We start from the raw sequence: 26,308 nt of genomic DNA on the forward strand, positions 1-26,308 counted from the left end.
GAATATAAAGTTGCTACTTCTTAAAACATAAAGAAAAATTTACTATTTTCAACTATCATAAAGGTTATTTTAATATAAATGATTTAAAAGATATTTATTTACATTAAATTGAGAATAAAAAATTAAGGAGATTAATAATGAATGAAAAACAATTAATTGCAGAAAAAGCAGTTGATTTTATCAAGGATGGAATGATTGTTGGCTTAGGAACAGGTTCAACTGCTTATTGGGCAATTACAAAAATAGGTGAATTAGTTCGAAATGGTATGAATATTAAAGGTGTTCCAACATCTATAAATACAGAAAAATTAGCACAAAATTTAAATATTCCTTTAGTGAATATTTCTGAGATTAAAAAAATAGATATAACAATTGATGGGGCTGATGAGTTTGATGAAAATAAAAATGTTATAAAAGGTGGTGGAGGTGCACTTTTAAGAGAAAAAATTATTGCTTCAATTACTAATTATTATATTATAATAGCTGATTCTTCTAAAAAAGTAGAAGTTTTGGGAAACTTTCCATTACCTATAGAAGTAACTCCTTTTGCTCATGAGATAACAATTTATCAATTAAAACAGTTAGGATGTTCAACGAATTTAAGGTTAGAAAATGACAAACCATTTATAACTGATAATAAGAATTTCATAGTTGATTGCAAATTCAATAGGATTAACAAACCAGAAGAATTAGCAAATAAATTAAATAGTATTCCAGGTGTTGTAGAGCATGGATTATTTTCAAATATGGCAGATATTCTAGTTACCGTAAATAATTGTGGAGAAATTTCAATTATTGAATAGCATTATATGATAGCTTATTTAAATTACTATGGAGGCGGTTTTCATAGGTCGAGCGACCACATCATCTAACATTGTGTTTAGCGTAAAGGTGCGCAGAAGAATTGTACGCGTTGGAACACATACTGGACATGATAACCTTAAGACTAGATTATATTCACATTTTAGAGGAAAAAATCAAAGAAGTAGTATTTTTAGGCGGAATATTGGTCGGGTTTATTTAAATAAAGATAATAAGAATTATTTACCAATTTGGAATTCCAGTAGAAATAATAAGAGTTCAACTCTTAGATATATACAAGAATTATTAGGACATAGAAGTTCAAAGACAACAGAAATATATACTCATTTAGAAGTATTAGCGACATATGAGAGTCGGTAACGTAACATATGCCTATATTTGTTAAACCGAGGAGGTCAAAAAATGAGATATATTTTTGCAATTGGTGGAGGAGAAATAAGTGAGTTAGAAACATTTGGTATAGATAAAAAGATAGTTGAAGCTGCTAAAAAGGCTAAACCGAATGTATTATTTATACCTACAGCTAGTGGAGAACCACAAGGATATATAGATTCATTTAACAACGTATATGGTAAAAAGCTTGGATGTAAGACAGATGTCCTTTTATTGTTAGAAGGTAAAATACTTTGTGGTTTAAGTGCTGGCTCAATTTGCTGGTTTAAAAGTGGCCATGGTGACTCTGAAAGTTTTGAAACAGAAGGTAAATGGAATTATATAAGGGTAGAAGGAATAAACCTATTAGATGCTATGCACTGTCCACACTATAATGAAGATAATAGAGAAGAAGATTTTTCAAAGAAGATATTAGAATATGATGAGATTGGTATAGCTATTGATAACAACTGTGCAATTGAATTTAAAGAAAATAGCTATAGAGTACATAAAACAGAAAAAGAAGCAAAAGCTTACAAAGTTTATCTAGACAAGGGACAAATTATAAAAGAAGAGTTGGTTAATATAACAGAGTATAAGTCAGTTAAAAGAGTTGTTTTGTAAGTAGGGCATACGATCACCTAACAATGCCTTACCGTTCGCTACGTGAAGTAAGTTTCTAGGGTTAGTGAAGCACATGTTTTCACTGGGTGCAATCACCACCAAGGAGTATTCTTTATGGGTCCGTTCAAGCACGTAGGCAAGCCGAGATGTTAAGCGAAAATTAGTGGTAACTACATTTAAATGAAGGTGGTTTATATGAAAATCTTAATATTTCTTCATGGAACAATAATAATGCATAAAAATGGTCTTGATAAAAGTAGAGAAGAAAGAGTAAAGCAAGTTTTGAGTGATGATAACTCAATTCATGATTTTTTAAATTATATTCCGATTGGTAAGTCATATGAAAAATTAAAAATTTGGGTTAAGCAAGAAGTGGAAATTTTCTATCTCAGTTCCAACCAGTTACTTGATGATATAAATAAAGATCTTTTTGTTTTGAGAAAATATGAATTTCCAAAAGGTAAATTGTTATATAGAAAAAATGGTCAAAGTTACAAAGATATTGCAGAAGAAATAATACCAGACATTCTGATTGAAGATAATTGTGAAAGTATTGGTGGAACAGCTGAAATGGTTTACCCAAATATGTCAAGTTTAATAAAAAAACAAGTTAAATCTATTGTATTAAAAGAATTTGAAGGAATAGATAAGTTACCAACTAATGTTGAAGATTTAAAAGACTGGTATAAAATAGTTTGAATCTTTGTGTCATGGGAATCACTAACCATCGTCTAACAACGAATTTACGTAAAGGTGCTTTTAGAGAAGATTATTGAGGTAGATGAACCACATTTCTTCACTAAGGGTAGCCGCCTTAGAGTTCAGAGACGTCGCAAATACAAAACGTTATCTAACATTTTATTTCATTTTTTATTTATAGAATTATTTGAGCTTGTACAGGAGGCGATTAAATAATGGGCAAATTTCATGATGTCAATTTTATTAATCTACCATATAAATTAAAATCAATGCATTGTTGGAAAAAGATACTATTGGTTGTTCTAGTTCAGAGATATTTTTTCTTGAAGGTATCTCAAGTGGAGGAAATGCATATTTGAAAGTCTGTAGTAGTGAAAGTGATTCTATGGAAAAAGAAAAAAATATTTTAAATTGGCTGGATGGGAAAGTACCTGTTCCAAAGGTGCTTCATTATAATGTTTTCGATAATAAACAATTCATGCTAATTTCAGAAATAAAAGGTTTAAATGCAGCTCATTATTATTATACTTCTAAACCAGCCACAGTTGACACAATGTTAGCAAGATCTCTTAGATTAATTCATGATATAGATATAACGTGCTGTCCATTTGATAGTAGGCTTAATATAAAGATTGGTGAAGCCAAAAAACGTGTTGATTGTGGATTAGTGGATGAAAATAACTTTGAAGAAAATTATATATGAAAGGCAAGTGAAGAATTATATAAAATGGTTTTAGAAAAGAAACCTGATAATGAAGATTTTGTTTTTACTCATGGTGATTATTGTATGGCTAACATAATATTATTGGGTAATAAATTGAGTGGATTTATTGATTTAGGAAGAGCAGGAGTTAGTGATAGATATCAAGATATAGCATTAGCAGTACGTAGTTTTGAACATAATTTTGGAACAGACAAGTGGAATGATTTATTTTATAAAGAATATGGCATTGAAGATGTGGACTATTCTAAAATAGAATTTTATATTTTGCTTGATGAATTGTTTTAGAAAAAGGGAATGAAATAAAACGTCAGATAATAATACCTTGCCGTTCACTGTGTAAAGCAAGTTTTTAGGGTAAGCGCAGCACATACCTTCACTGGGAGCAAGCTCCACCAAGAGAGCATTCCTTACGGGCCCAGTTCAGGCACGTCGGCAATCCGGGACGTTAGCTGACATCGGACAAAAAGATAGCCGCGCGTCCATGTGCAGATTTGATAGGGATGAACTATGTAGAAGTTTAACTCAATAGTTAGATATGACTAAATAACAAATGATTATAAAATTAATACTATTTAAATTGGAGGTAAAATCAATGGAAGCAAAAGTAAGACAAGCAGTAGATAGTGATAGAGATATTTTTGTTGATTACACAGTAAAATTAAGTAAATTCAATCGAAGTAATCATGCTAATGAATCAAAAAATGATGATTATGAATCAGTTTTAAATGCAATACAAAGAAAAGCTGAAAAAACATTCTGTAATAGAAATGAAGAGACTTTAATCTTAATTGCAGAATTAGAAAATAAACCTGTAGGATATGCATTAGGCAGAATATATGAACAGGATGAAACAGCTGATAATGGAACAGGTTTAATGGGATTATTTGATGAGTTATTCGTTGATGATATAGCAAGAGGGCTTGGATTAGGACAAAAACTATTAGATAAAACGATTATCTGGATGAAAGAAAAAGGAATTAATAGAGTTAAATTACATGCTTATTCTTGGAACAGTAATGCTAAAAAAGTATATGAACGAAATGGTTTTAAAGAATATGCAGTATCGTATGAAAAGTTTATCTAATTTTATCGCATCATGAATATATTTTTAATCATAGTATTTTAGCTAATATTATTTATACTATATGAAAGTACTTGCTAAGCTAATATTTTTGAAGTGGCATATTTGTATTAAGGTAAGGGACTGACGGCCATGTCAGCCTCTGAGTTTAGGGTCGTCCTCCGACATCAGCTAACAAAGCATTTAGCGCAAGGATGCACGGAGGTACGTATTTGGTGTAGTTCGGGTGCACCAAATCTCTTTATCGGGAGCAAAGCTCCACCAAGTCGAAGGGCTTTTGGGGCCCGATTCAGAGACGTCGCAAATGCCAGACGTTAGCTGAAATCTGATAATTAAAAATTATTTAATTAAAGGAGCAATAAAATGATGAAAAAAATTAGTTTAATAATATGGTTTATAATCATTACTTCTTCCATATGTTTTGCTAATGAAGAGAAATATGGAGATTGTTTTTCTACTGGCACAAGAGCATACATAAATAATCAATATATTGAGTCCTGGAATATAAACAATAAGACTTATATAAATATTGAAGATTTAGATCTATATGGTTTTGATGTTAAATGGAATAAAGAACTAAAAGAATATACTGCTATATACACTAATCATATTGAGCGAAGTAATTTTTTATTAATGCACAAGGCACAACCAATATTAAAAATGTTAAATAATCAATGGTACAATGAATGGATAAAAAGAACAGATCCAATTTTTCACAGTACAGCAACACCACATGGAGAATTAGTCGGGATAGCTCCAAGAAGTGAAGGAACAATTGTAATTGAATTTCAAAAGCCTATAGATACTAAGTATATTAATAAAAGATACATACCTATATTTTATAGAAATATTGATGTTTCAAGTAAATTTCATTATAAATTTGATGTGGAAAAAAATTTATTAGAAATAATATTAAATAATCGCGATTTTATCCAAGATTATAATTATGATTCAAATTGTGAACCTAGAATTAATGTGATCTTTTTAGATGGAATAAGAAGTACCAATGGAGAAATTCTAGCTACTCCATTAAGATTTTCAACAGATATCAAAGAAAAATTAGATAATGAAAATATTATTAATGAAAAATATGTAGGTGATTGTTTTAAAACAGATATAAAAGCAGTAATTAATTATTGGGATGCAGATATTTATAGATTTGATAATAAAAACTTAATTTGTTTGGATAGGCTTGGAAAGCTAACATGGGATGATAAAAATAGAGCTATAAAAGTTGAAATTAATAAGGAAGAAGATTTATACTTATATAGATTGGCTAAACCAATTTATAATGGTAGATATAAAGATTGGATATTAAGAACTTCTCCAGAGATGGTTAGGTCAAAATCAGAGAATGATAACAAATTAGATCTGATAAGCAATGAAGAACGTTCAATAAAAATTAAGTTTGCTAAGGATATATTACCTGAGTGTATAAATAGCAACTATATAAAAATGTATCATGGTCGTTCTGACCAATCAGAGAAGTTCAATTATATTTACAATGAAGAGGAAGATACTTTAACATTAGAGTTAAATGATACCAGTAGGGATGTTATTAGTGGTATAGGCCCTTTATTTGATAATACTGAAGTTAATGATATGGATAATATGGAAGGAAGAAATTATTGTATATACATATTAGAAGGATTAAGAACTACAGACGGAGAAAAGCTACCTGAGACATTAAGATTAACTTGTGGGACTATATGGGAATCAGAGGATGATATATAGATTAAATAGTCAAATTAACAGACATCAGCTAACGCAGCAGTTCCCTACATAAACTTTTGGTATTGATTTTGCTGGTCAATAAGGAGTGTTTATGATGCAAAATCGACGCCAAACCCGTTGGGACGTTTGCATCGGGAACTGTGGGAACGTTAGGCAACAGTGAATGTATATTTTGGGGCATGTTCTGTGAGTGCCGATAGAGATTTTCCTTTTAGCATTTATAAACTTGTAAGGAGAAATTAAAATGGAAATAAATATTAAGCATAAAAAAATTAAAGAAATCGTTGAAAAAGAATTGTCATGTTCAGCTCATAATTTAGATCATATTCTTAGGGTATATAATCTATGTATTTTACTGTCACAATTTGAAGAAAGTGTTGATCTAGAAATTCTTATTCCAGCTGCATTGCTACACGATATCGCAAGAGTAAAAGAAAGTCATGATAAAACAGGAGAAATTGACCATGCAGTTTTGGGAAGTGAAATAGCTGAGGGTATATTGAGAGATTTAGAATATGAAGAAGGAAAGATAACAAAAATAAAACATTGTATTATTGCACATAGATTTAGAAGTGGAAATGTCCCCAAAACTATAGAAGCTAAAATACTTTTTGATGCAGATAAACTTGACGGATTAGGGGCAGTTGGAATTGCTCGTACATTTATGTTAGCAGGACAATTTGGACAAAGTTTATGGACAAATGAGGCGTTAAGTGATTATATATCTATGAATACTACTGAGAATGGAAGACTTAAGGAGGTTTCGAAGCATTCACCATTTATAGAATATGAAGTTAAATTTAAGAAAGTTCCAAATCAGTTATATACAAAGAAGGCAAAAGAAATTGGTTTGAATAGATTAAAATTTATGGATGAATTTTTCAAAAAATTAAGTTTGGAAATTGAAGGTATATAATAAGTTTACATGGTGACTTCTAGCTAAATAACATTATGATTTAAAAAGTTTATTTAAGGAGTAGACGTCCTGTCTACTTCTGAATATGGGGACATTGACCGACGCCTAACAATATCTTGCCGTTCACTGCGTCAAGTAAGTTTTTAGGGTAAGGCGCAGTACATACCTTCATTGGGTGCAAAGCACCGCCAAGGGGTATTTCATGTGGGTCCGATTCAGGTACGTCGGCAAGCCGAGACGTTATCTGACATACTAGTTTGTGACAATCGTATGTTTTTATGAAAGAAGCGGTCTAATAGAGATTGATACAGGAGGTAGGGTGATGCGAGAAAAGTTTTTAAATATCAGTTTCTATTTGGGTTTTATACCATTTTATTGGTTATACAATATTATTCGTCATAGAGATTATCGTAGAGGTTATCATTATCTGCAAGCAATTGCTTTGAATTTATTTTTCTTTTATAGTTTTATAGTATTTGTTATTTGTTTTATTATTCATAATCTAATTATGTATTATAATTGTAGTCTTACATCAGTTATACCATTAGAACTTTCTTTTTATATATTAGGTATTTTAGTATTTATATGTTTTATTATTTGGCTAGAAGGTATTATTGCTGCAATAATTGGTTATATGCCGAAAATCCCACTGTATTTGTGCATTATTTCTAAAACTACTCGTATAAACTATTCTATATATTTAATAATAATCCGCCATATATTAGTCATTTTAATGATAATATTAATAATTCATTCAGCTTCAATAACTCAATCAAAAGCTGAAGAAGCTGAAATTTTCATGTTGTATGATGATATGGGATATATACCAAGAGAGGTATTTACATTTGGGTTTTATCGAGAATCACTTGTTGCTATAAATCGTTGGGGTGAGAACAGTGTTGCTATTGTACCACTAAATAAGAATACGCTAAATTATGCGTTGAGTAATGGACGTTTTGTATATATAGCTTCACATGGAGCTAATGGATATATTGTGCTTCATGGAGGTGATCTCTTCTGGCCATATGATCTAGAAGGTACTCATATAAGTTCTACTCTTCAGTATGTTTACTTGTCTGGATGTGATACTGGATTACTACATGATGAGTGGGAAAGTGCACTTATGCCTGCATATGTCAAAACATTTGACCGTTTATCTGCAACTATTGAACATATATATTGGTTGATTGTAGAAGGCCCTAAAGTAATAAATTCATTGAAATAAGTTATTGGTAAAAGGCGTTAGATTATTTCCGTACGTCAGATAACAATGCATCTTCGTAAAGGTTCGCAGGGTATTCCTCTTGGGCTTGCCTGCGATGGATTCCTAATGGGTCAGGCTCACCACATCCCGCTCGTCGGGCCAGTCGGTACATTAGCCCTTATCAGGGCATGAGCGCCTCCTTCTAAGGTGCTGGGACGTCGCAGATGTGGAACGTTATCTAACATTTCCCACTTGTTTCGGGAACAGTTTCATGGGTCATTAAAACCAATTGTAGTTATTGATAGGGGTATAGGTAATGCAATTTATCGAAGTTAACAGAGATAATGCAGATATATTATTTGATTACTGGAATGAAATTAGGAAAAACATACCGTATTTTTACAGAACTACATATAAGTTATTCATAAAGTCTTTATTTGATGATACGTATGAAGGAAGGACTGTTTTTAGAACTAATAATGTTTTTGGTATACAAGAAGATGGTCAAGTTAAGGGGGTTATACAATATGACATTCCTACATTTCATTTTACTGAAGTAGGAAAAATTACTAAAGATATTAACATAGGAGTTATACTTAATCTATATTATGAGGAAACAAGGATTGATATTGGGAGAGTGTTATTAGATTTATCCTTGGACTTTTTTAAAGAAAATAATATTAAAGATATATATGCATTTTATCACGCAATGGGTATGAGTTGTAATGGGAATCATGGTAAATTACATGAGGAATATAATTATGTAGGTAAGCTATTATGTGAAGAAGGATTTGAAATTGAACATGAAAATATTTATTATATATGCGATATGAAAGAAAAGAAATTGGAATATCAAAATAACAGGGATATTAGAGTATCTGAGTTAGAAGATAATAAACAAAAGTTCATATTATATGATGAGGATAATAAAGCATTAGGAAGTGCAGAAATAAAATATATTGATAATCTTACAGGATCAAGTGAGAAAGATATTATTTATTTAGTATGGATAGATATTGATAAGAAGGTTAAAGGAAAGGGATTAGGTACAGAATTTTTAAACCATATAATTCAATATTGTTTGAAAAAAGGATATAGGTATTTGCATACAGATACAGCATTAAATAATAAAATAGCTCAAAAGTTCTATATTAGAAATGGATTTATAGATAATGGTATAACAAGAAGTTATCTAACAAAAACAAGTAGTTAGGAAAATCTTTAAGGTCTTGTGGGAAACATCAGATAACATAGGATTAGCAGATATTTCTTCACTGGGTGCAAAGCACTGCCTACGAAGAAAAGCTCTGAAGGTCCAGTTCAGAGACATCGCTAATCCTCAAACGTTCTCTGAAATGGAGAGCAAAAAGACGAGCCATCCGTGGCGCGAAATGCTTGGGGTTCGTCTCTGGTTGTTATTCACAATTATATTATATTGTGAAGTACTAATTATTTATATTAGGTGTCATAAAAAGGAGAGATTATGTATGGAAAAAATTCTTCATTCAATACTCGCGGTGTTTCCTACACCGAATATCGAAGAAACCGCTAAGTATTATAACGAGATTATGGGATTCAGAATTGTTAAATATTTAGATGTAAAAGAACCCCACATATGCCTTTACCGTGATAATGTGGAAATAGTATTGACTAAAGCAAATAACGAAAAAGTCCACACGAATAGGGAACTCTACGGTTATGGGGAAGATGCTTATTTTATTACGGACAATCAAGAAGCATTACAAAATGAATTTATAAGTAAAGGAGCTAAAATTGTTCGTCCGCTCCATATGACAGATTATAATAATATGGAATTTGTGTTAGAAGATATAGACGGACGGTGGATTGCTTTTGGAATGAAACAAAAATAACACTTCCGCAAATAAGCATAATCAGAAGTTGTTTTCTCAATGTTTATAAATGATGTAGTAAGTGGACTTTCAAAGTTTTTAGGGGCGCCGCCGTCCATGGCGGCTAGGCTTTGCGGGACCCTCTACATCAGAGAAGAAAATTTTCACGCTCCGGGCGTGCTCATGGGGCGTGTCTGCCAAACCGTCTCACCGGGCTCACGCCTCTAAAGAGAAGGGCTCTGTGTGTCCGGTTCGTCGGTTTCGTGAAAACAGGATGTTATAAGAAATGGCGATATCGAGGTTGTTTTTAGGGGTCTTGTTTATTAAAAAAACTAGATGGTATGTAATTGTAGAATAATGCTGAGTAAGAATTATCTGTAATAAAGGCAGGAGGTATAGATATGTTTGGTAAGATTGCAGATTTACATATTCATTCCTTTTACTCTGATGGAACAATGTCTCCAGAAGAAATTCTAATAGAAGCATCTAATAAAGATGTGGGTCTATTAGCTATAACAGACCATGATATACTCGATGGTTCAGTTGAGTTAATGAAGTTTTATGAGAAATATGATATAAAGTGTATCTCAGGTGTGGAGATAGATGTAATTGATAATGGGATTAATTATCACATTTTGGGATATGGTGTAAATTTAGAAGATGAAGAATTCTGTGATTTTATTAAACAAAACCGTATTTTGTTAGAAGCAGTTAATATAAAACTAATTGAAAAAATGCAACATGATTATGACTGTATAACATTACCGGATTACTTGAGGTTTACTTATGATAAGACAAAGGGCGGTTGGAAAGCATTACATTATTTTATTGAAAAAGGTCTGACGAAAAGTTTATTTGAAGGATTTATGTTGTATTCAAAGTATGAACATTCCTATAATTGTGTACAATTTCCATCTATAAAACTAGCTTGTAAATATATTCATAATGCTGGAGGTAAAGCTGTTTTAGCACATCCAGGTAAAGTCATTAAAGAAACTAACATAGATAGTTTTAAGAATGAAGTGTTGAGAACTGTTGATTTAGGTATAGATGGTATTGAATGTTACTATCCATCACATATAAGAGATATTACAAATGTGTGCCTTGAAATTTGCGAAGAGAGAAATTTACTTATAACTTGTGGTTCGGATTGCCATGGTGAGTTTGAAGATACAGAAATTGGTGAAATGAATATACCAATTGAAAAGCTAAAGCTAGGGGATATTTTTTCAAGATAACCATACAGATAATGAGCATTAGCATTATGATAAGTTTATATTTGTTATATTATGTGAAGGATTATAAAGCAAAAAACATCGCCACTTCTTATAACAAAGCATTTAGCGCAAGGGTGCACCACATTTCTTCATCGGGAGTAAAGCTCCACCAAGAAGAATGGCTCTGTGTGTCCGATTCAGAGACGTCGCAAATGCAGACCGTTATACAAAATTTTTATAATTTTATATAAGATGTATGGGGTAAGAGTTTTAAGTTTTAATAATTACGAATAGAGACAACATGAGGGGGAAAAAGATGAATTATAAAGTTATATCAAAGATGTCTTGTAAGATTATATCAATTTATATGTTTTTCAAATTTATAACAGCTTTTCAGAGTTTCTTTTATGTTTTTTATCCAAATAGCCAAGCTCAAATTGAACAAAATAGTGTATTTTTCTTTTTGCCATTTATTATTAGTTTATTTTTAAGCATTATTTTATGGGTTTTTGCAGATAAAATATCAAGTTATATGGTAAAAGAACCTACAAATTCAAGTAATAATGTCAAGGTAGATTATATAGAATTACAAGCTATAGCTTTTTCAGTTGTTGGAATTACAGTATTAGTAAATTCAATACCACAAATTATTAGATTAGGTATTGATATGAAAACAATAGTATCAAACGATATAATAGCAAATTGGGATATGCTATTAAGGACGACTAAAAGTCAAATGATTGGTTATATAATTAAAACAATTTTGGGGTTGTGGTTATTGTTTGGATCTAATGGAATTGTAGGCTTAGTTAAAACCTTAAGAACAGCTGGAGTAAAAGGACCAAACGATGAGTGAAAGGATAATTATAAAAACTTCGCATAACAATATCTTGCAGTTCGCTGCGTTAAGGAAGATTCTAGGGTAAGCGCAGCACACGCCTTCAATGGGTGCAAAGCAGCACCAAGGGGTATTCCTTAATGGTCCAGTTCAGGCACGTCGGCAAGTCGAGACGTTATAGGAAATGATGATATTGGGGCTATTCAATGAGGTATGATTGATAGAAAGCAAGAAGTTGCGGAATTGTAGAATTTTGTGTAGTAAATATTATTTATGTAATCGGGGGTATCTATATTGAAAACAATTGACTATAAAGAATTAAAAAAAACTGAAATTGACATAACTTTATTCGCAAGCTTTAATCGCTATCAAGATGTAAAGAAATGTTGGCGCAAAGAAAATGGCGAATGGATATTAAAAGCAATTGCTTTTACTGAACAGTGGGGTTCAGATGAATATGAAATTCTGGTTAAATGTTTACAAAACACTATAAAAACAGGTGGCACAGTATTTGGTGCTTTCTATAATGATGTGCTTGTTGGATTTGCCTCTATCGAAAATCAGTTTTTTGGATCACAAAAGGAATATCTGCAACTTTCAAGCATTCATATATCTTACGAGAACCGTGACATGGGAATAGGTAAAAAATTATTTTCTCTTGCGTGTAAAAAAGCAAAAGAGATAGGTGCTCAAAAGCTTTATATATCTACGCATTCATCTGAAGAGTCACAGGCATTTTATAAAGCGATGGGCTGTGTGGAAGCGATGGAATATAATGATAAATTAGTTGCTGAAGAGCCATGTGACTGTCAATTGGAGTATTGCTTATTTAATAAACATAATGAGTATAATTATTTGTAATACATTATTAGTTTTAGGTCATAATCTTTATATTTTATGAAGAGTTTTCATAAGTATAGATAGATTATTAATGATAGTGTATAATACTTATAAAGATAGATGAAATATCTTTAGTGAGGTGATAAGTGTGCAAACAATAAAAGAAGAAGCTATACGTATAATATCTAATTTACCAGATGATGTATCAATGGATGATATTATGTATAAGTTGTATGTTATGGATAAGATAAAAAGTGGACAAAGCGATATTAAAAGCGGGAATTACCTTTCAAGTGATGATGTGAGGAAAGAAATTGAGAAATGGTAAAATGGTCTAGATTGGCTAGAAATGATCTAAAGCTCATTTATGAATATATTGCTCATGATTCAAAAATATATGCAAAAAAAGTTGTGAATGAGATTGTTAACAAATCAGAATATATTGAGTCATTCCCGCAAATGGGATAAGATAGTTGAGTAAGTTAACGATCGAAGTATAAGAGAAATTGTTGTATTTTCATATAGAATGATATATGAACTTGTTGAGGAACATGTAGAAATACTTGCATTAGTACATTTAAAAAGAGATTTCAAATCATTGGATAACTAAAAATTTAAAATGACTTATTGATATATGACCCTAGTATAATCTCATACTAGGGGTTTTTTGGCTACAGCGCCTAACAAAATATTTGCACAAGGGTGTACGGAAGTATGTTTTGGTTGGGCCGATTCAGAGACGTCGCAAATGCAAAACGTTATATGCCACCTAATAGGATACGAGTGTCATATGTAGTATAGGAGGAGATTTGTATATGATGAAAGGGTTACAACTAGAAAGTGAAAGATTGGTGTTAAAAGTACTAGATGATTTATATGCGGATAAAGTTTTAGACTATTTCAATAGAAATTCTGATTTTTTAAATAGATGGGAATCTATCAAAACAGCTGAGTTTTATACTTTAGATTTTCAAAAACAGCAACTCAAAGATGAGCTGAAAAAGATGGAAGAAGGAAAACTTCTTAAAGTATGGATTTTTGAAAAAGAAGACATAGAGTTTGATAATATAATAGGGTCAATTGCTCTAAATGAGATTGTGAGAGGATGTTTCCAATCATGTTTTTTAGGCTATAGAATAGATGAAAGTAAAACCAATAAAGGATATATGACTGAGGGAGTAAAAAGAATAGTAGAATATGCTTTCAATGATTTAAAACTTCATAGAATAGAAGGTAATATTATTCCTAACAATATTGCATCATTAAAAGTAGTCGAAAAACTTGGTTTTTACAATGAAGGATTAGCAAAGAGATATTTGAAAATAAATGGGAAATGGCAAGATCATATACATATGGTGTTACTAAATGATGAAATGGATTAGAGTTTAGTATAAATTTTCATTAAAGATAATTTTAGGGATTGTTTTGACTGTACGGACGTATAATAAAAGCTTGCAGTTCGTTGCGTAAAGTAAGTTACTAGGGTAAGCGTAGCACATACCTTCACTGGGAGCAAGCTTCGCCAAGAGAGCATTCCTTACGGGTCCAGTTCAGGCACTTGGGAAAGCCGAGACGTTAGGTAGCATTTTTACTTATGAAAGTATGAGGTGTTATGCATAATGAAAAAAATAATGATAGTTGGTTCGGCAGGGGCAGGTAAGTCGACCCTTGCACGTAGGTTAAATGAAATAATAGGTATTAAATTATTTCATTTAGATAAGCTGTTTTGGAAACCAGGTTGGGAATGTATATCAAGAGAAGAACTAAAAGAAAAGATAGGAAGTATTATTACTTTAGATTCATGGATAATTGATGGAAATTATAGTAGTACAATGGAAATGAGGTTAAAAGAAGCAGATACAATTATTTTTCTAGATTTTCCTTTATGGTTATGTTTATCGGGTGTTATTAAAAGAAGATTTATGTATGAAGGAAAAACAAGACCAGATATAACAGAAGGATGTAAAGAGAAGTTAGATTGGGAATTTATTAAGTGGATTTTAACTTTTCCCTATAAAAAACGAAAGACAATTCATAAAAAGATAAAGCAATATTCTGAAGAAAGGAATGTTTTCGTATTTAAAAATAGAAAAGAAGTGGAAGAATTTATTAGTATGGTAAGGAAGAATAGTAATGTTTGATTATTATATTATATGAGAGTTTAAGGCGAGGTAAAACATCACCTAACACCGTGTTTAGCGTAAAGGTGCGCAGAAGAATGTTTTTGGGGTCATTGCGCACCAAATTTCTTGGTTGGGTGCAATCACCGCCAAGACCGTATTCTTATAAGGTCCAGCTCAGAAACGTCGTAAACACATAAACGTTATCAGACAGATGAGGAGAAGATGCCACACGTCCTGTGCGGAAAAATGCGGGACGGTCTTCGAAGAGGTTACTGTTCCAGACTAGTTTTATATTACGAAGATTATGTATTATGAGAGGGGAGAAATGTGAAGAAATTTATTTTAGTAACTGGAGCACCAGGAGTAGGCAAAACTACATTATGTAAAGAATTATTTAAATCAATAAATGGATGTGCATGGCTTGATTCGGATTGGTGTTGGATGATACATCCATGGATACCAAAAACAACAGAACAAAAGAAATATGTAGAAGGTTCATTTTTACGAGTTTTACGTGGATATTTAGAAAATGAAGATATTCATACTGTATTATTTAGTTGGGTAATGAACAGTATGTGGATGTTTGACTTGATTACAGAACCGTTATCTGATTTAACGCTTGATATACGAAAAATTGCTCTTGTTTGTGCTAAAGAACAGCATATGAAGAGAATGAAATTAGACGGTAGAAGAGATGAACAAGCTAACTTTCCTGATTCAATGGATAATTATTATAAACTTGGGGCCAGCATTATTGATGTTACCTCATTGTCTAAAAATGAAGCAGCAAAAATAGCATTAAATATTATAGAGATGTGATGCTATAATAATATACCTTTTTATATAAAATGAAGTAAGTAACATTTTTGGTGGGAAGTTTAAGGGTGCGACGTCCTGTCGCACTCTGAACAAGTGGGTCCTCATCCGTCAGATAACAACGTGTTCACACAAGGACGTGGTAGGGTCTCCAATAGGGAAAATCAGAGTAGGAGTCAACTAAAGAGCGAGCCACGTCATACCGTCTCAGCACCCGAGTTAGGGACTGCATTAGGCGACACCTACTTTGTAATTCTAACTCAAGAATGGAGAGGATATTATGAATGAAATTGAAGAAATCCTAAAGAAAAGAATTGTCTATGAAGTTAATAATATGAAAAGTGTTGATGTGAATAGAAATATTGTGTATAAGAACACCAATGATATGAAGTTAAAAATGGATATCTACATGCCATTAGAATTTGACAATAATCTCAAATATCCAGCTGTTATCTTGGTTCATGGAGATGGTCCTGCTGAAATATTAGAGAACATCAAGGATTCAGGACAATATGTTTCATTAGGGCAACTAATTGCTGCATCAGGTCTTATTGCAGTCACATTTAACCATAGATCTTCTTATAGACTTACAAGAATGAGAGATGTAGGGGATGATATAGAAGATGCAATAGAATATGTAAAAGAAAATGCAGAAAGGCTCAATATAAATAAAGACATGGTTGGGCTTTGGGCGCTTTCGGCAGGAGTACCCTATGGAGTTTCTGTCGTTTTAAAGAATAGACAGTTAAATATTAAGTGCTTAGTTAGCTATTATGGATATCTAGACTTACAACATCGTAAAGAAGAATTTTCAGAGGATATTACATATGAAAAGCTGAAAGAATTTTCGCCATTAGCTTATTTGATCAATGTTAAAAATGAATTTCCTTCATTATTTATCGCAAGAGCCGGATTAGATCACCCCGTTATTAATAGATCAATCGATAATTTCATTTATAAATTGCTTGAACTAAATATTGACTTTGATTTATATAATCACTCAAATGGTGAACATGGATTTGATATATATAATGATAGCATAAGAACATGTGAAATTATAAAGTTAACAATTGAGTTTCTAAGGAAACATCTTGGCGTCGCCTAACAAAGCACTTATGCTGCGGCACGGTGGGCCTGGGCAGGGAGCATGCGTACCTTGGGTTGTCGGATGCATTTGCTTCGGAGCAAATGCATCCGGCAACCAACACACCTTCACCGAGAGCGAAACTCTGACATGGAGACAGACTCTGTGAGTCCGGGACCGTTATATGACAGATAGCGCAATGGCTACGCCGTCCTGGCGCAGGAGAATGAAATGTATAATATGCCAATTTATCGTAATAGTGAAGAATCAGCTATTCTGAAAATTAGTGGGAAATAACGAAGTAAAGTATATTTATATAATTTCAGGAACTTTTCTTATATATTTGACGCCTAATAAGTGGAAGGAGTGATAGAATGAAAAAATATCTACATCTATCTGTTTGTATGGCTATAAGTTTGGCACTCTTAGTTGGATGCGGAAATAATAGTAACAGCAATTTAGCGGAAGGAACAGAAGACACCGTAACGGAAACTGTTTCAAACCAGCCTACTGAGACAACAGACTGGGAACCGACAACATATGAAACTGTGAACAACTTTGATGGCGTTACCATGACTCTAAAGGAAGGAACAGTTTCCTCTAGTGGTTTGACATTAGCAATTGAGAATAACTCTAATAGTCAGTGTATCTATGGCGAATACTTTTGGTTGGAAAAGAAAATTAATGGAAGTTGGTATCAGGTTCCTGTAGCTATTGATGGCAACTACGGATTTAATGATATTGGCTATGATTTGGCTTCTGGAGATGATGGCGAATGGGCAGTCGATTGGGAGTGGCTCTATGGAAGTTTAGACACAGGTGAATACCGCATTGTGAAAGATATACAAGATTTTAGAGGGTCAGGGGAATATGATAATTACTATTTGGTTGTGGAGTTTATAATTTGCTAACCAAACAAAATAAGCATAATTGGTTACTGTTATTAAGTCATATGATTTATATATTATGCAACAGGAAAGGATAACTTTTCCGTAGTTTTTTATAGGGGCTGCCGTCCATGGCGCCTCTGAACAGGAAGTTGCCATCCGACAGATAACACAGCATTCCTGCAAGGGTGCGGATTAGCAGGTTCAACAAAGCGGCTCGTCCAAACCTAAGATAAGAGCTATCTAAGGCTTGGACGAGCCTGTAAGGGTTGAGGGTGTCGGGAATGCTTGCACGTTATATAAAATTGTCAACTCATTTCGGAGGTTAACTTAGGACAGAGTAGTGTTAACCAAGTTATAGTAAATAGCAAAGGAGAATTATAATGAGAAGATTCATGATAGGTCAATATAGTCATTATAATCGTGATAAGCACATAAGGGATTTTAAAGATAATTTTTATGGGGTTGAAGCATGTTTATTAGAAGATGATATTGATATACAGAAATTGATTTCAGAAGCTAACAAAGATAAGTTTAATATAGGAATTCATTTCCCATTAAGAGCAGGAGGATGGAGATTAAGAGATCCTCAGTTTCTATCAAAAGATGATGGAATTAGGAAAAGTTCTTTTGAATACATGAAGGATGAACTTGAATGTTGCTATAATTGGGTAAATAATTTATTAAAAGAATGAAAGTATTATTAAGGAATGGTAATTAAGCTGAGTTGACAACTTTACATAACAAAAGCTTATCCTTTTACTATGGACAGCACGTTTTTAGGGCAAGCGTAGCACATGCCTTCACTGGGAGCAAGCGTATTCCTTGTGGGTCCAGTTCAGACACGTCGGCAAGCCGAAACGTATAAGAAAGTTGACTAAAATAATAGGGAGTGATTGTTTTGGGTCTAAATCAATATAGAGATGAAGCAAAGAGATTTATGGAGGAAATCAATGCTCAAGATGAAAATATAAGTATCTTGTTTTCTATGTTTGGAGAAGAATTTAGTATTTTGAAAGAGACATCTTTAGATAGCATGGAAGAATTTAATCATCAGGTATATGATATGTTATTTATACTTTTTGAGATAGCAGCAAAGTTTGAATTGGATTTAGATGCAGAATGGGGTAAGGGAAAAAAACATAAGGAAAAGAAATATTGTACAAATAGAGAAAATAAAGCAGTAAAATACAATAAACTTGTGAGAGATAAAATACCAGAGATTTGTAATCAAGATGGTAAGGATGTGATTATCAAAGAACTATCTAATAAGGAGTATGAAAAGTGTTTATGCGAGAAGTTAATAGAGGAATGTGAAGAATATATAGAAAGTAGAGATATAGAGGAACTTGCAGATGTTATGGAAGTTGTATATGCTATAGCTGCAAATAAAGATGTGAATTATTTGGATATTGAATCTCTAAGGCAAAAGAAGAGAGAAAAAAGAGGCGGTTTTGATAAGAAGATATTACTTATCGAAACAAGGGAAAGATAGGATATTTTGAGTTTATAAAATCAAAATTGTACAAAAATGGAGATAAAAACTTTACTTGGGAATGGCTACGTGAGTAGTCAACCATCATATAACAACGTATTTAGCGCAAGGGTGTATGAGAGCACGTTTTTGGGGTAAGTCATATGCACTACATATCTTCACTAGGTGCAAGTACCTCCAAGGAGAAAGGTTTTATGGGTTTGGTTCAGACACGTCGCAAATACAAACTGTTATCTAAAATCAAAACTTAGGGTTGATAGACATAAATATAAGAATAGGGTAAAATAAAGAAAAAGACATTGTGGTGATAGTATGTTTAAGAATATTGAAGATAAAAAAAGAAAATTGGATAGTTTAAGACCATTGAAGACTGAGACAGTAAAAAGTATACGTGAGAAGTTATTACTTGATTGGACATATAATTCAAATGCAATAGAAGGAAATACATTGACATTAGTTGAAACTAAAGTAGTTTTAGAAGGTATTACAATAGGAGGAAAGACTTTAAGAGAACATCTTGAAGTTATTAATCATAAGGAAGCTATATTGTATGTTGAAGAAATAGTAAAAAATGAAGAACCTTTAACAGAATGGCAGATTAAGAACATACATAGTATAGTACTGAAAGGTATAAATGATAATTATACAGGAATATATCGAGATCAAAATGTCATTATTTCAGGAGCTATGCACATACCACCAGATTATATATTACTTAATGAATTAATGAGTCAATTTATCGACTGGTACAATTCCAAAGAAGTACAGGAAATGAATCCAATTGAAAGAGCAGCACGTGTTCATGGAGAGTTTGTAAAAATACATCCGTTTATAGATGGTAATGGACGAACAGCAAGATTATTATTAAATTTAGAATTGATGAAATCAGGATATCCACCAATAGTAATAAAAAATAATAGAAGAGTAGAATATTATGAAGCACTTGATAAAGCTCATACAATAGGAGATTATTCTTATTTTATAACTATTGTAAAACAAGAAATAGAAAATAGTATAGATTTATATTTGAGTTTATTATAATAATAGTTCCCATGAAATATTGGGAACTATAGTTGTTTTGTGGAGAATGTCGAAATATAGGGTCGAAGTTTTGACTTCAGATAAACAAAATGTTTGCATAAAGGTGCACTGAGGCGCATTTTTCGAGTAGTTCAGATGCACTACATCCCTTTTATCGGGTGTAACCATCGCCAAGGAGAACGGCTTCGAGGTCCAGTTCAGGCACGTCGCAATTAGATGAAATTGACTCATTTATTATGGGGTATTCCTTTTAGGAAAGTTAATGGTCAAATAAATATAAAAGCATTATGACTAGTAGATAATAGAGTAAGATATTAGCTGTATCTGGGTGGTAGGAGGTGGAAGCTTGAAAAAAAAGATTAAAATTATATTAGCTGTAGTGATTATATTTTTGATAATGAGTTTTTACTTCAAGTATAAAATGGACATAGAGTTGTTTACTAGTAAATATAGAATTGGGATTGAATATGGAGTACAAAGTATAGTCCTTGTTAAAGCACATGACTTTGTAAACAGATTGAATCATAATATATATGAACTTGATAATTACTTTGATAAAGACTGTAAAATTTATCTTAATAAAAATCAATATTACTACAAGAATGATATACGTGATCATATGGTAAAAAGGATGACTAAAATAAGAAGTGAGCCTGATGCAATGGTGTTTAAATATGTAAAGTCAGATGCAGAAATTATTAATTATAATAAAAATTTAGTTGAAAGCAAAATAGTTGGAAAAGCAAAGGTTCTAAGTAATGAAGATTATTGGGATGGTAAATACTTTGAAACAGAAGAAGTAGATTATGAATATGATGTAACATTTAAGAAAATATTTCTTTTTGTATGGAAAGCGGTCGAATTCAAAAGTAATAGCAAAGTAATAGAAGAATTATTGATGAATTAATTGTAAAGAGATTTATATAAAGAGTGGGGTAAATGTGCACCACACCTTTATATGACATAAGGCACACATGTTGCTAGCAGTTCTTTATAGATAAATCAAAAGAATAGGCAAAGTAAAAACTAATAGTAATAATGGGATATATATACAAGTGTATAAGGAGGTTTACAGAATGAAGAAAACCGACTATTCTAATATCTCAGCAAGGTATGATAAAAATAAATTTAGACATGATATTAAGTTGGATTGTGATTTAAAAGATTATATTAATTGTTGTAAGAAAGGTAAATACGCAGTTTTAGACTTAGCATGTGGGACAGGAATTTATTTAGATAACCAAATTAAGCATTTTAAACATGTGAATATTGAGTGGCATGGGTTAGATTTGTCTAAGGAAATGCTTGACAAAGCAAAAGCTAAGGTTGATAATGTTTTATTTACGAATGGTAAGGCAGAGAAACTTCCATATGATTGTAGCTATTTTGATTTTATTTCAAATAATTATGCGTTTCATCATTTTGAAAACAAGTCTGAAGCATTAGATGAAGTAGGTAGAGTAATAAAAAAAGATGGGATTTTTAAAATGCACAATATAGCAATACATGATATGTCAAAATGGTGGATATATCAGTTGTTTCCATCTGTATATTATGAAGATTTGAAAAGATTTTGGCAAAAGGAATTGATTTTTAAAGAGTTATAAAACAGAGAGTTTGAAGTAAAAATTCAGTTAGAATATAAGTATGATGTAATAAGTGAAAATAAAAGTCATCTAAGAAAATGGCTTTCAAACTGTAATATTTTACAGAAAAAACTTGCTGGTGCTATAGAATACCATAAAATTGATAGGGTACTCAATTAGTACAATAGACGAAAATAATATAGGTGAATTAGATTCTATATACTTAGAGTCAGAATATAGGAAATAACTTTTGTTTAAATTTAAAAATTTTAAAGGAGTAGGCAGCTAAAGGTGAAATGCTATATCAAAGTTTTATATTGATGATGAGAAAATTGTATAAAGATTTGGAGGGGATAGGTGTGAATATTATTAATGGAAAATTTAAAATGTTTGTTGCTATCTTCATATTGATATTGGGTATTATTAATGGCTGTGCAGTGGAAGAAGTTCAATATGATTTTCCTCTTTCCAGTGAAGATATTGAAGAAGTTTTGCTTTCAGAAGATTTAAAATGGAAAATCACAGAGTCCGATTCCTTTGGTGAGGGACATAAAGTATATAGACTTGAGAAGGATAATGATAAAATTATCAGTTTTATAGGCAGCTATGGGAATAAAAATATGAAGTCATTACAATTATCCTTCTTTCCAAAAAACCCAATGGTTAGCAAATCAATTTCTGAACCTATAACTGAAGATAAATGGGCAGATATGATAAAGTTAGCAGGTAGACTGTATGGAAACAGCAGGCTGTACAAAAACACCCATGAGGAATTAATTAGGTATACTTCTAAGCGAAGTAGTAATGAATATGGGGATACATCTTTTACAAAGAGAATAGATGATATTCATTTAAGAATAGTTTTAAGAGCATCTAAAGAAACAAATAATAAATATGATTTAGCAGCAATTTTTTTAATGAACGACGTTGCATATGAATCAACATTAGCAGACTCAGCAAATTATAGGAAAAGGAGATGGTTGAGAGAGGAAACAGAAGTACTAGAAAATCATAAGATATTTGAAATTTTACAAATGAATGATGAAGGTAGTAATAAAGAAAAAGGTTTAATAATACAAGGGCATTTAGAAAAAATAAAAAAGGCAAAGAAAGAGGAGATGCCAAAGTCAAATATATTAAATCTTCTAACACCCTTATATGAAGAAGATTATCTAAGTGCAATTTTAGTAGATGAATCTGGTAGTTTAGAAATTATTATGCCTTCTAATTCCCTCAATAAAGAAGAGTTGAGTCAAGTAAGGAATCATTATATTACTTACATACCCGATGAAAATATATTTGTCATACATTTTAGTGTTTTAAGTGAACAACTTAGAGAATTAGAGAAGATGAATAGAATCTAAAAGCGTTATATAAAAATATAAATATCTAGGTTTTTGTTATATAGCCTTTCAGAAAATTATACTTAAGAGCTCTAGAGAAATAATCAGAGCTCTTTTTAATATTGACATTAAAATACTAATGTGTTAGTATACTAGTATAAAAGATCAAGGAGGAATTAAAAATGAAACAAAAATTCTTAGCAATTGTTTTGATTTTAGGTTTACTTGTTTCAATGACAGCTTGTGGTGGAGCAGAAAAAAATGAAAAGGTTCAAAAGGAAAGTTATGTGCTTAAAGTAGGTACAGTATTAACTGAGGCAGATCCTATTTATAAGGGGCTTGAGGTTTTCAAGGAAAACGTTGAGCAAAAAACAGATGGAAAGGTTGCAGTGGAACTATACTCAGGTTCTCAGCTTGGGGCTGACGAAGACGTTTTAGAACAAGCAAAAGTTGGTGCTAGCGTTGGAATTATTACAGATCCAGGTCGTATGAGTAATTATATTAAGGATTTTGGAATTTTAGGTGGACCTTATTTAGCAGATAATTATGAAGATGCTTTAAAATTAATGGAAACATCAGTGTATAAAGATTTAGCAGGACAATTTGAAGAATATGGATTTAAAGTGCTATCTTTTAATTATTATCAAGGTAGTAGAAATCTTTTTACAAAATCACCAGTTAGTAAACCAGAAGACTTAAATGGATTACGTATCAGAAGTTCTGGTTCAGATGTAGTAACTAAGTCATTAGAGGCAATGGGAGCAAATACTACAGTACTTCCATGGTCAGAATCCTATCAAGCACTTCAACAAAAAGTAATTGAAGGTGTTGAAGTACATAATTCTGCAGCAGCAGGGTCAAGTATCTATGAAGTTACTGATTATCTTTCTGAAACAGGACATTTTCAATTACTTACAGGGCTTGTAATTTCTAATGATTGGTTTGAAAAATTACCTGAAGAATATCAAAATATATTAACGGAAGAATCTTATAATGCAGGTAAATATGCTTCAGATATTGTTATAAAAAAGAATGAAGAATATTTACAAACAATTGTTGAAGGTGGCATAGAAGTTGTAGATGTAGATATTGAAGCATTTAAAGAAGCTGCAGAATCAGCTTACGATGCTTTAGGCTATAGAGAACTTAAAGATAAAATTGATGAAGAGTTAGGAAGATAATTCTAAAAGCGAGGTTTTAATATGAAAATTCAACGTATTGAAGAAATAACTGTATGTGTAGGTCTTTCAATACTCATATTACTCGTTTTTACGGCGGCAACATTAAGATGGTTTGGTATAGATATGTCTTGGTCAGTTGATTTTGCCCAATTGACATTCTCTTGGGTCTGCTTCATTGGAGCAGACCTGGCCATGCGCCATAAACGACATATGGGTGTTGACATACTGGTAAATAGGTTTTCTCTGCCAGTACGAAATGCAATTTATTTATTTAATAGTATATTGATTATGTTTTTCTTGGTATTTATTACTTACTATGGAGCAAATCTATCAATAATCAATTTTCAGAGAACCTTTAATACACTGCCAATAAGTTATTCCTTTGTTACAATTAGTGCACCTATCGGGTGTTTGCTTATGTTATACACTAATACCAAAAGGTTGGTAGAATATATCAGCAACATTATAAAACATGACTATAGAGGTATTATTCAAGAAGACAAGGAAGGAGGGGAAACCATATGATTATATTAGCTATAACTTTTACTATACTATTGATTATAGGAATGCCTGTAGCCTTTGCTGTTGGTATATCTACACTCTTTTTCTTTATTAGTGAAGGCGTGCCTTTTCAAATTATTGCCCAAAAAATGGTAAGTAGTACTCAATCTTTCTCATTACTTGCAGTCCCCTTCTTTGTTCTTGCGGGAAACTTAATGAATGAAACTGGAATCACTAAGAGGCTTATAAAGTTTTCAACAGTACTTACTGGACATATGTATGGTGGTCTTGCTCAGGTTTCTATTGTTCTGAGTACATTAATGGGAGGTATTTCAGGTTCTGCTACAGCTGATGCTGCAATGGAAAGTCGTATACTTGGTCCAGATATGGAAAAAAGAGGATATTCTAGAGGCTTTACTGCAGCTATCTTAGCTATGGGGGGGTTAATTACCTCTACAATACCTCCGAGTATTGGCCTTATTTTATATGGGGTGACAGGTGAAGTATCTATAGGTAGGTTATTTTTGGCAGGAATTGTGCCTGGTGTTTTATTGATGATTGTTTTTATGACTACAGTGAATGTCATTTCTAGAAAAAGAAAATATGCTAGAGAAACAGAAAAAAGACCAACATTCATAGAAATTTTGAAAGGATTAGTAGAGAACCTATGGGCTTTACTATTTCCTGTTATACTAATTGTTGGAATTCGTTTTGGTATTTTTACACCATCTGAAGCAGGTGCCTTTGCTGTGGTATATGCATTTATTATTGGCATGTTTGTTTATAAAGAATTGACGATGAAAAAGATGATCAATGTTTTAAAACAGACTGCAGTGGATTTAGCGGTAATTATGTTAATCATTATTTGTTCTAATGCTTTTGGTTATGCATTGGTTACTGGAAGAATTCCTCAAACATTAGCAGATTTAATAATTAACGTATCATCAAATTCTTATGTTGTTTTATTTATTATATTAGCTTTTGTTTTTATTGTAGGTATGTTTATGGAAGCAACTGCAAATGTATTGATTTTAACTCCAATTTTTCTACCTATTATAACAAATTTAGGTTTTGATCCAGTTCATTTTGGTATCCTATTTATGATTTTAGTAACCATGGGAGGAATGACTCCACCTATAGGGGTTACAATGTATACTACATGTTCGATATTAGGATGCCCAATTGAAACATATACGAAAGAATCAATTTTATTTTTAGGTGCTGTTATTGTTTTGTTAGGAATATTGGCTTTTTTCCCACAAATAGTATTATTTTTACCAAATATGGTTTTTGGTTAAAAATCAAAAAGATATAAAAAGGAGAATAAAAT

The 26,308-nt window shown here is 31.8% G+C and carries 29 protein-coding genes and 1 pseudogene; all 30 read left to right on the forward strand.

What is annotated here, in order from left to right; all coding sequences use genetic code 11:
* Positions 1-137 precede the first annotated feature (137 nt).
* The 30 genes and pseudogenes from rpiA (at position 138) to B5X81_RS17850 (ending at position 26,276) form a co-directional block, all read left to right on the forward strand.
* Positions 138-803, forward strand: coding sequence for a ribose-5-phosphate isomerase RpiA (gene rpiA, locus B5X81_RS17705; protein ID WP_079493534.1), 666 nt, complete (start codon positions 138-140; stop codon positions 801-803).
* A 421-nt stretch (positions 804-1,224) separates the two neighbouring features.
* Positions 1,225-1,818 carry a Type 1 glutamine amidotransferase-like domain-containing protein gene (locus B5X81_RS17710; RefSeq protein WP_079493536.1) on the forward strand — a complete coding sequence of 198 codons (594 nt, stop codon included), beginning with the start codon at positions 1,225-1,227 and terminating at the stop codon, positions 1,816-1,818.
* Between the two features lie 195 nt (positions 1,819-2,013).
* Positions 2,014-2,517 carry a hypothetical protein gene (locus B5X81_RS17715; protein WP_079493537.1) on the forward strand — a complete coding sequence of 168 codons (504 nt, stop codon included), beginning with the start codon at positions 2,014-2,016 and terminating at the stop codon, positions 2,515-2,517.
* A 215-nt stretch (positions 2,518-2,732) separates the two neighbouring features.
* Positions 2,733-2,876, forward strand: a complete 144-nt coding sequence (locus B5X81_RS27895; protein WP_208985083.1) for a hypothetical protein — start codon at positions 2,733-2,735, stop codon at positions 2,874-2,876.
* Between the two features lie 26 nt (positions 2,877-2,902).
* Positions 2,903-3,526: pseudogene (locus B5X81_RS28615) on the forward strand (APH(3') family aminoglycoside O-phosphotransferase).
* A 307-nt stretch (positions 3,527-3,833) separates the two neighbouring features.
* Positions 3,834-4,325, forward strand: coding sequence for a GNAT family N-acetyltransferase (locus tag B5X81_RS17730; RefSeq protein ID WP_170917483.1), 492 nt, complete (start codon positions 3,834-3,836; stop codon positions 4,323-4,325).
* Between the two features lie 360 nt (positions 4,326-4,685).
* Complete coding sequence (locus B5X81_RS17735) at positions 4,686-6,056, forward strand: hypothetical protein (RefSeq protein WP_079493543.1); 1,371 nt, start codon at positions 4,686-4,688, stop codon at positions 6,054-6,056.
* A 244-nt stretch (positions 6,057-6,300) separates the two neighbouring features.
* Positions 6,301-6,972: an HD domain-containing protein gene (locus tag B5X81_RS17740; protein WP_079493545.1), complete on the forward strand. Its 672-nt coding sequence runs from the start codon at positions 6,301-6,303 to the stop codon at positions 6,970-6,972.
* A 322-nt stretch (positions 6,973-7,294) separates the two neighbouring features.
* Positions 7,295-8,197, forward strand: coding sequence for a hypothetical protein (locus B5X81_RS17745; protein WP_079493547.1), 903 nt, complete (start codon positions 7,295-7,297; stop codon positions 8,195-8,197).
* A gap of 295 nt (positions 8,198-8,492) precedes the next feature.
* Positions 8,493-9,389, forward strand: coding sequence for a GNAT family N-acetyltransferase (locus B5X81_RS17750; protein ID WP_079493548.1), 897 nt, complete (start codon positions 8,493-8,495; stop codon positions 9,387-9,389).
* 304 nt (positions 9,390-9,693) lie between these two features.
* Positions 9,694-10,047: a VOC family protein gene (locus tag B5X81_RS17755; protein ID WP_244282147.1), complete on the forward strand. Its 354-nt coding sequence runs from the start codon at positions 9,694-9,696 to the stop codon at positions 10,045-10,047.
* A gap of 380 nt (positions 10,048-10,427) precedes the next feature.
* Positions 10,428-11,264 (forward strand): PHP domain-containing protein, encoded by an 837-nt coding sequence (locus tag B5X81_RS17760; protein ID WP_079493551.1) that lies wholly within the window; start codon positions 10,428-10,430, stop codon positions 11,262-11,264.
* 295 nt (positions 11,265-11,559) lie between these two features.
* The gene (locus B5X81_RS17765; RefSeq protein ID WP_079493553.1) at positions 11,560-12,099 is read left to right on the forward strand and encodes a hypothetical protein; all 540 of its coding nucleotides are present in this window, start codon (positions 11,560-11,562) and stop codon (positions 12,097-12,099) included.
* A gap of 276 nt (positions 12,100-12,375) precedes the next feature.
* Positions 12,376-12,942 (forward strand): GNAT family N-acetyltransferase, encoded by a 567-nt coding sequence (locus B5X81_RS17770; protein WP_079493554.1) that lies wholly within the window; start codon positions 12,376-12,378, stop codon positions 12,940-12,942.
* Between the two features lie 127 nt (positions 12,943-13,069).
* Positions 13,070-13,249 (forward strand): hypothetical protein, encoded by a 180-nt coding sequence (locus tag B5X81_RS17775; RefSeq protein WP_079493556.1) that lies wholly within the window; start codon positions 13,070-13,072, stop codon positions 13,247-13,249.
* Positions 13,243-13,389 (forward strand): type II toxin-antitoxin system RelE/ParE family toxin, encoded by a 147-nt coding sequence (locus B5X81_RS17780; protein ID WP_079493557.1) that lies wholly within the window; start codon positions 13,243-13,245, stop codon positions 13,387-13,389. Before B5X81_RS17775 ends, B5X81_RS17780 begins: the two co-directional genes overlap by 7 nt.
* A gap of 347 nt (positions 13,390-13,736) precedes the next feature.
* On the forward strand, positions 13,737-14,303 hold the full coding sequence (locus B5X81_RS17785) for a GNAT family N-acetyltransferase (RefSeq protein WP_079493559.1): 567 nt from the start codon (positions 13,737-13,739) through the stop codon (positions 14,301-14,303).
* Between the two features lie 237 nt (positions 14,304-14,540).
* Entirely contained in the window at positions 14,541-15,062 is a 522-nt protein-coding gene (locus B5X81_RS17790) for a DNA topology modulation protein (protein WP_079493560.1), read from the forward strand.
* A 309-nt stretch (positions 15,063-15,371) separates the two neighbouring features.
* Positions 15,372-15,863, forward strand: coding sequence for an AAA family ATPase (locus B5X81_RS17795; RefSeq protein ID WP_079493562.1), 492 nt, complete (start codon positions 15,372-15,374; stop codon positions 15,861-15,863).
* A 277-nt stretch (positions 15,864-16,140) separates the two neighbouring features.
* The gene (locus B5X81_RS17800) at positions 16,141-16,965 is read left to right on the forward strand and encodes an alpha/beta hydrolase (RefSeq protein WP_079493563.1); all 825 of its coding nucleotides are present in this window, start codon (positions 16,141-16,143) and stop codon (positions 16,963-16,965) included.
* Positions 16,966-17,318: 353 nt separating this feature from the next.
* Positions 17,319-17,855 carry an immunoglobulin-like domain-containing protein gene (locus B5X81_RS17805; RefSeq protein WP_079493565.1) on the forward strand — a complete coding sequence of 179 codons (537 nt, stop codon included), beginning with the start codon at positions 17,319-17,321 and terminating at the stop codon, positions 17,853-17,855.
* Between the two features lie 359 nt (positions 17,856-18,214).
* The gene (locus tag B5X81_RS17810; RefSeq protein WP_079493566.1) at positions 18,215-18,526 is read left to right on the forward strand and encodes a hypothetical protein; all 312 of its coding nucleotides are present in this window, start codon (positions 18,215-18,217) and stop codon (positions 18,524-18,526) included.
* Between the two features lie 206 nt (positions 18,527-18,732).
* On the forward strand, positions 18,733-19,326 hold the full coding sequence (locus B5X81_RS28180; RefSeq protein ID WP_244282149.1) for a nucleoside triphosphate pyrophosphohydrolase: 594 nt from the start codon (positions 18,733-18,735) through the stop codon (positions 19,324-19,326).
* 312 nt (positions 19,327-19,638) lie between these two features.
* Positions 19,639-20,367: a Fic family protein gene (locus tag B5X81_RS17820; protein WP_079493568.1), complete on the forward strand. Its 729-nt coding sequence runs from the start codon at positions 19,639-19,641 to the stop codon at positions 20,365-20,367.
* Between the two features lie 346 nt (positions 20,368-20,713).
* A complete protein-coding gene (locus B5X81_RS17825) occupies positions 20,714-21,274 on the forward strand; it encodes a hypothetical protein (protein WP_079493569.1) in 561 nt (186 codons plus the stop codon).
* A 169-nt stretch (positions 21,275-21,443) separates the two neighbouring features.
* On the forward strand, positions 21,444-21,974 hold the full coding sequence (locus tag B5X81_RS17830; RefSeq protein WP_079493571.1) for a class I SAM-dependent methyltransferase: 531 nt from the start codon (positions 21,444-21,446) through the stop codon (positions 21,972-21,974).
* Positions 21,975-22,312: 338 nt separating this feature from the next.
* Positions 22,313-23,317 carry a hypothetical protein gene (locus B5X81_RS17835; protein WP_079493572.1) on the forward strand — a complete coding sequence of 335 codons (1,005 nt, stop codon included), beginning with the start codon at positions 22,313-22,315 and terminating at the stop codon, positions 23,315-23,317.
* Positions 23,318-23,478: 161 nt separating this feature from the next.
* Positions 23,479-24,477: a C4-dicarboxylate TRAP transporter substrate-binding protein gene (locus B5X81_RS17840; RefSeq protein WP_079493574.1), complete on the forward strand. Its 999-nt coding sequence runs from the start codon at positions 23,479-23,481 to the stop codon at positions 24,475-24,477.
* 21 nt (positions 24,478-24,498) lie between these two features.
* The gene (locus B5X81_RS17845) at positions 24,499-25,002 is read left to right on the forward strand and encodes a TRAP transporter small permease (RefSeq protein ID WP_079493575.1); all 504 of its coding nucleotides are present in this window, start codon (positions 24,499-24,501) and stop codon (positions 25,000-25,002) included.
* The gene (locus tag B5X81_RS17850; protein WP_079493577.1) at positions 24,999-26,276 is read left to right on the forward strand and encodes a TRAP transporter large permease; all 1,278 of its coding nucleotides are present in this window, start codon (positions 24,999-25,001) and stop codon (positions 26,274-26,276) included. The genes B5X81_RS17845 and B5X81_RS17850 overlap by 4 nt, the downstream gene beginning before the upstream one ends.
* Positions 26,277-26,308: the final 32 nt, after the last annotated feature.

This window comes from Maledivibacter halophilus, assembly GCF_900167445.1.
Classification (GTDB): domain Bacteria; phylum Bacillota; class Clostridia; order Peptostreptococcales; family Caminicellaceae; genus Maledivibacter; species Maledivibacter halophilus.

What these genes read in the sequence shown, in the direction of transcription:
- B5X81_RS17845 (WP_079493575.1), top strand. Translation starts at nt 24,499, where the DNA reads ATGAAAATTCAACGTATTGAAGAAATAACTGTATGTGTAGGTCTTTCA.
- B5X81_RS17850 (WP_079493577.1), top strand. Translation starts at nt 24,999, where the DNA reads ATGATTATATTAGCTATAACTTTTACTATACTATTGATTATAGGAATG.
- B5X81_RS17800 (WP_079493563.1), top strand. Translation starts at nt 16,141, where the DNA reads ATGAATGAAATTGAAGAAATCCTAAAGAAAAGAATTGTCTATGAAGTT.
- B5X81_RS17790 (WP_079493560.1), top strand. Translation starts at nt 14,541, where the DNA reads ATGAAAAAAATAATGATAGTTGGTTCGGCAGGGGCAGGTAAGTCGACC.
- B5X81_RS17785 (WP_079493559.1), top strand. Translation starts at nt 13,737, where the DNA reads ATGATGAAAGGGTTACAACTAGAAAGTGAAAGATTGGTGTTAAAAGTA.
- B5X81_RS17820 (WP_079493568.1), top strand. Translation starts at nt 19,639, where the DNA reads ATGTTTAAGAATATTGAAGATAAAAAAAGAAAATTGGATAGTTTAAGA.
- B5X81_RS17810 (WP_079493566.1), top strand. Translation starts at nt 18,215, where the DNA reads ATGAGAAGATTCATGATAGGTCAATATAGTCATTATAATCGTGATAAG.
- B5X81_RS27895 (WP_208985083.1), top strand. Translation starts at nt 2,733, where the DNA reads ATGGGCAAATTTCATGATGTCAATTTTATTAATCTACCATATAAATTA.
- B5X81_RS17805 (WP_079493565.1), top strand. Translation starts at nt 17,319, where the DNA reads ATGAAAAAATATCTACATCTATCTGTTTGTATGGCTATAAGTTTGGCA.
- B5X81_RS17715 (WP_079493537.1), top strand. Translation starts at nt 2,014, where the DNA reads ATGAAAATCTTAATATTTCTTCATGGAACAATAATAATGCATAAAAAT.
- B5X81_RS17735 (WP_079493543.1), top strand. Translation starts at nt 4,686, where the DNA reads ATGATGAAAAAAATTAGTTTAATAATATGGTTTATAATCATTACTTCT.
- B5X81_RS17730 (WP_170917483.1), top strand. Translation starts at nt 3,834, where the DNA reads ATGGAAGCAAAAGTAAGACAAGCAGTAGATAGTGATAGAGATATTTTT.
- B5X81_RS17750 (WP_079493548.1), top strand. Translation starts at nt 8,493, where the DNA reads ATGCAATTTATCGAAGTTAACAGAGATAATGCAGATATATTATTTGAT.
- B5X81_RS17765 (WP_079493553.1), top strand. Translation starts at nt 11,560, where the DNA reads ATGAATTATAAAGTTATATCAAAGATGTCTTGTAAGATTATATCAATT.
- B5X81_RS17760 (WP_079493551.1), top strand. Translation starts at nt 10,428, where the DNA reads ATGTTTGGTAAGATTGCAGATTTACATATTCATTCCTTTTACTCTGAT.
- B5X81_RS17840 (WP_079493574.1), top strand. Translation starts at nt 23,479, where the DNA reads ATGAAACAAAAATTCTTAGCAATTGTTTTGATTTTAGGTTTACTTGTT.
- rpiA (WP_079493534.1), top strand. Translation starts at nt 138, where the DNA reads ATGAATGAAAAACAATTAATTGCAGAAAAAGCAGTTGATTTTATCAAG.
- B5X81_RS17740 (WP_079493545.1), top strand. Translation starts at nt 6,301, where the DNA reads ATGGAAATAAATATTAAGCATAAAAAAATTAAAGAAATCGTTGAAAAA.
- B5X81_RS17830 (WP_079493571.1), top strand. Translation starts at nt 21,444, where the DNA reads ATGAAGAAAACCGACTATTCTAATATCTCAGCAAGGTATGATAAAAAT.
- B5X81_RS17745 (WP_079493547.1), top strand. Translation starts at nt 7,295, where the DNA reads ATGCGAGAAAAGTTTTTAAATATCAGTTTCTATTTGGGTTTTATACCA.
- B5X81_RS17780 (WP_079493557.1), top strand. Translation starts at nt 13,243, where the DNA reads ATGGTAAAATGGTCTAGATTGGCTAGAAATGATCTAAAGCTCATTTAT.
- B5X81_RS17710 (WP_079493536.1), top strand. Translation starts at nt 1,225, where the DNA reads ATGAGATATATTTTTGCAATTGGTGGAGGAGAAATAAGTGAGTTAGAA.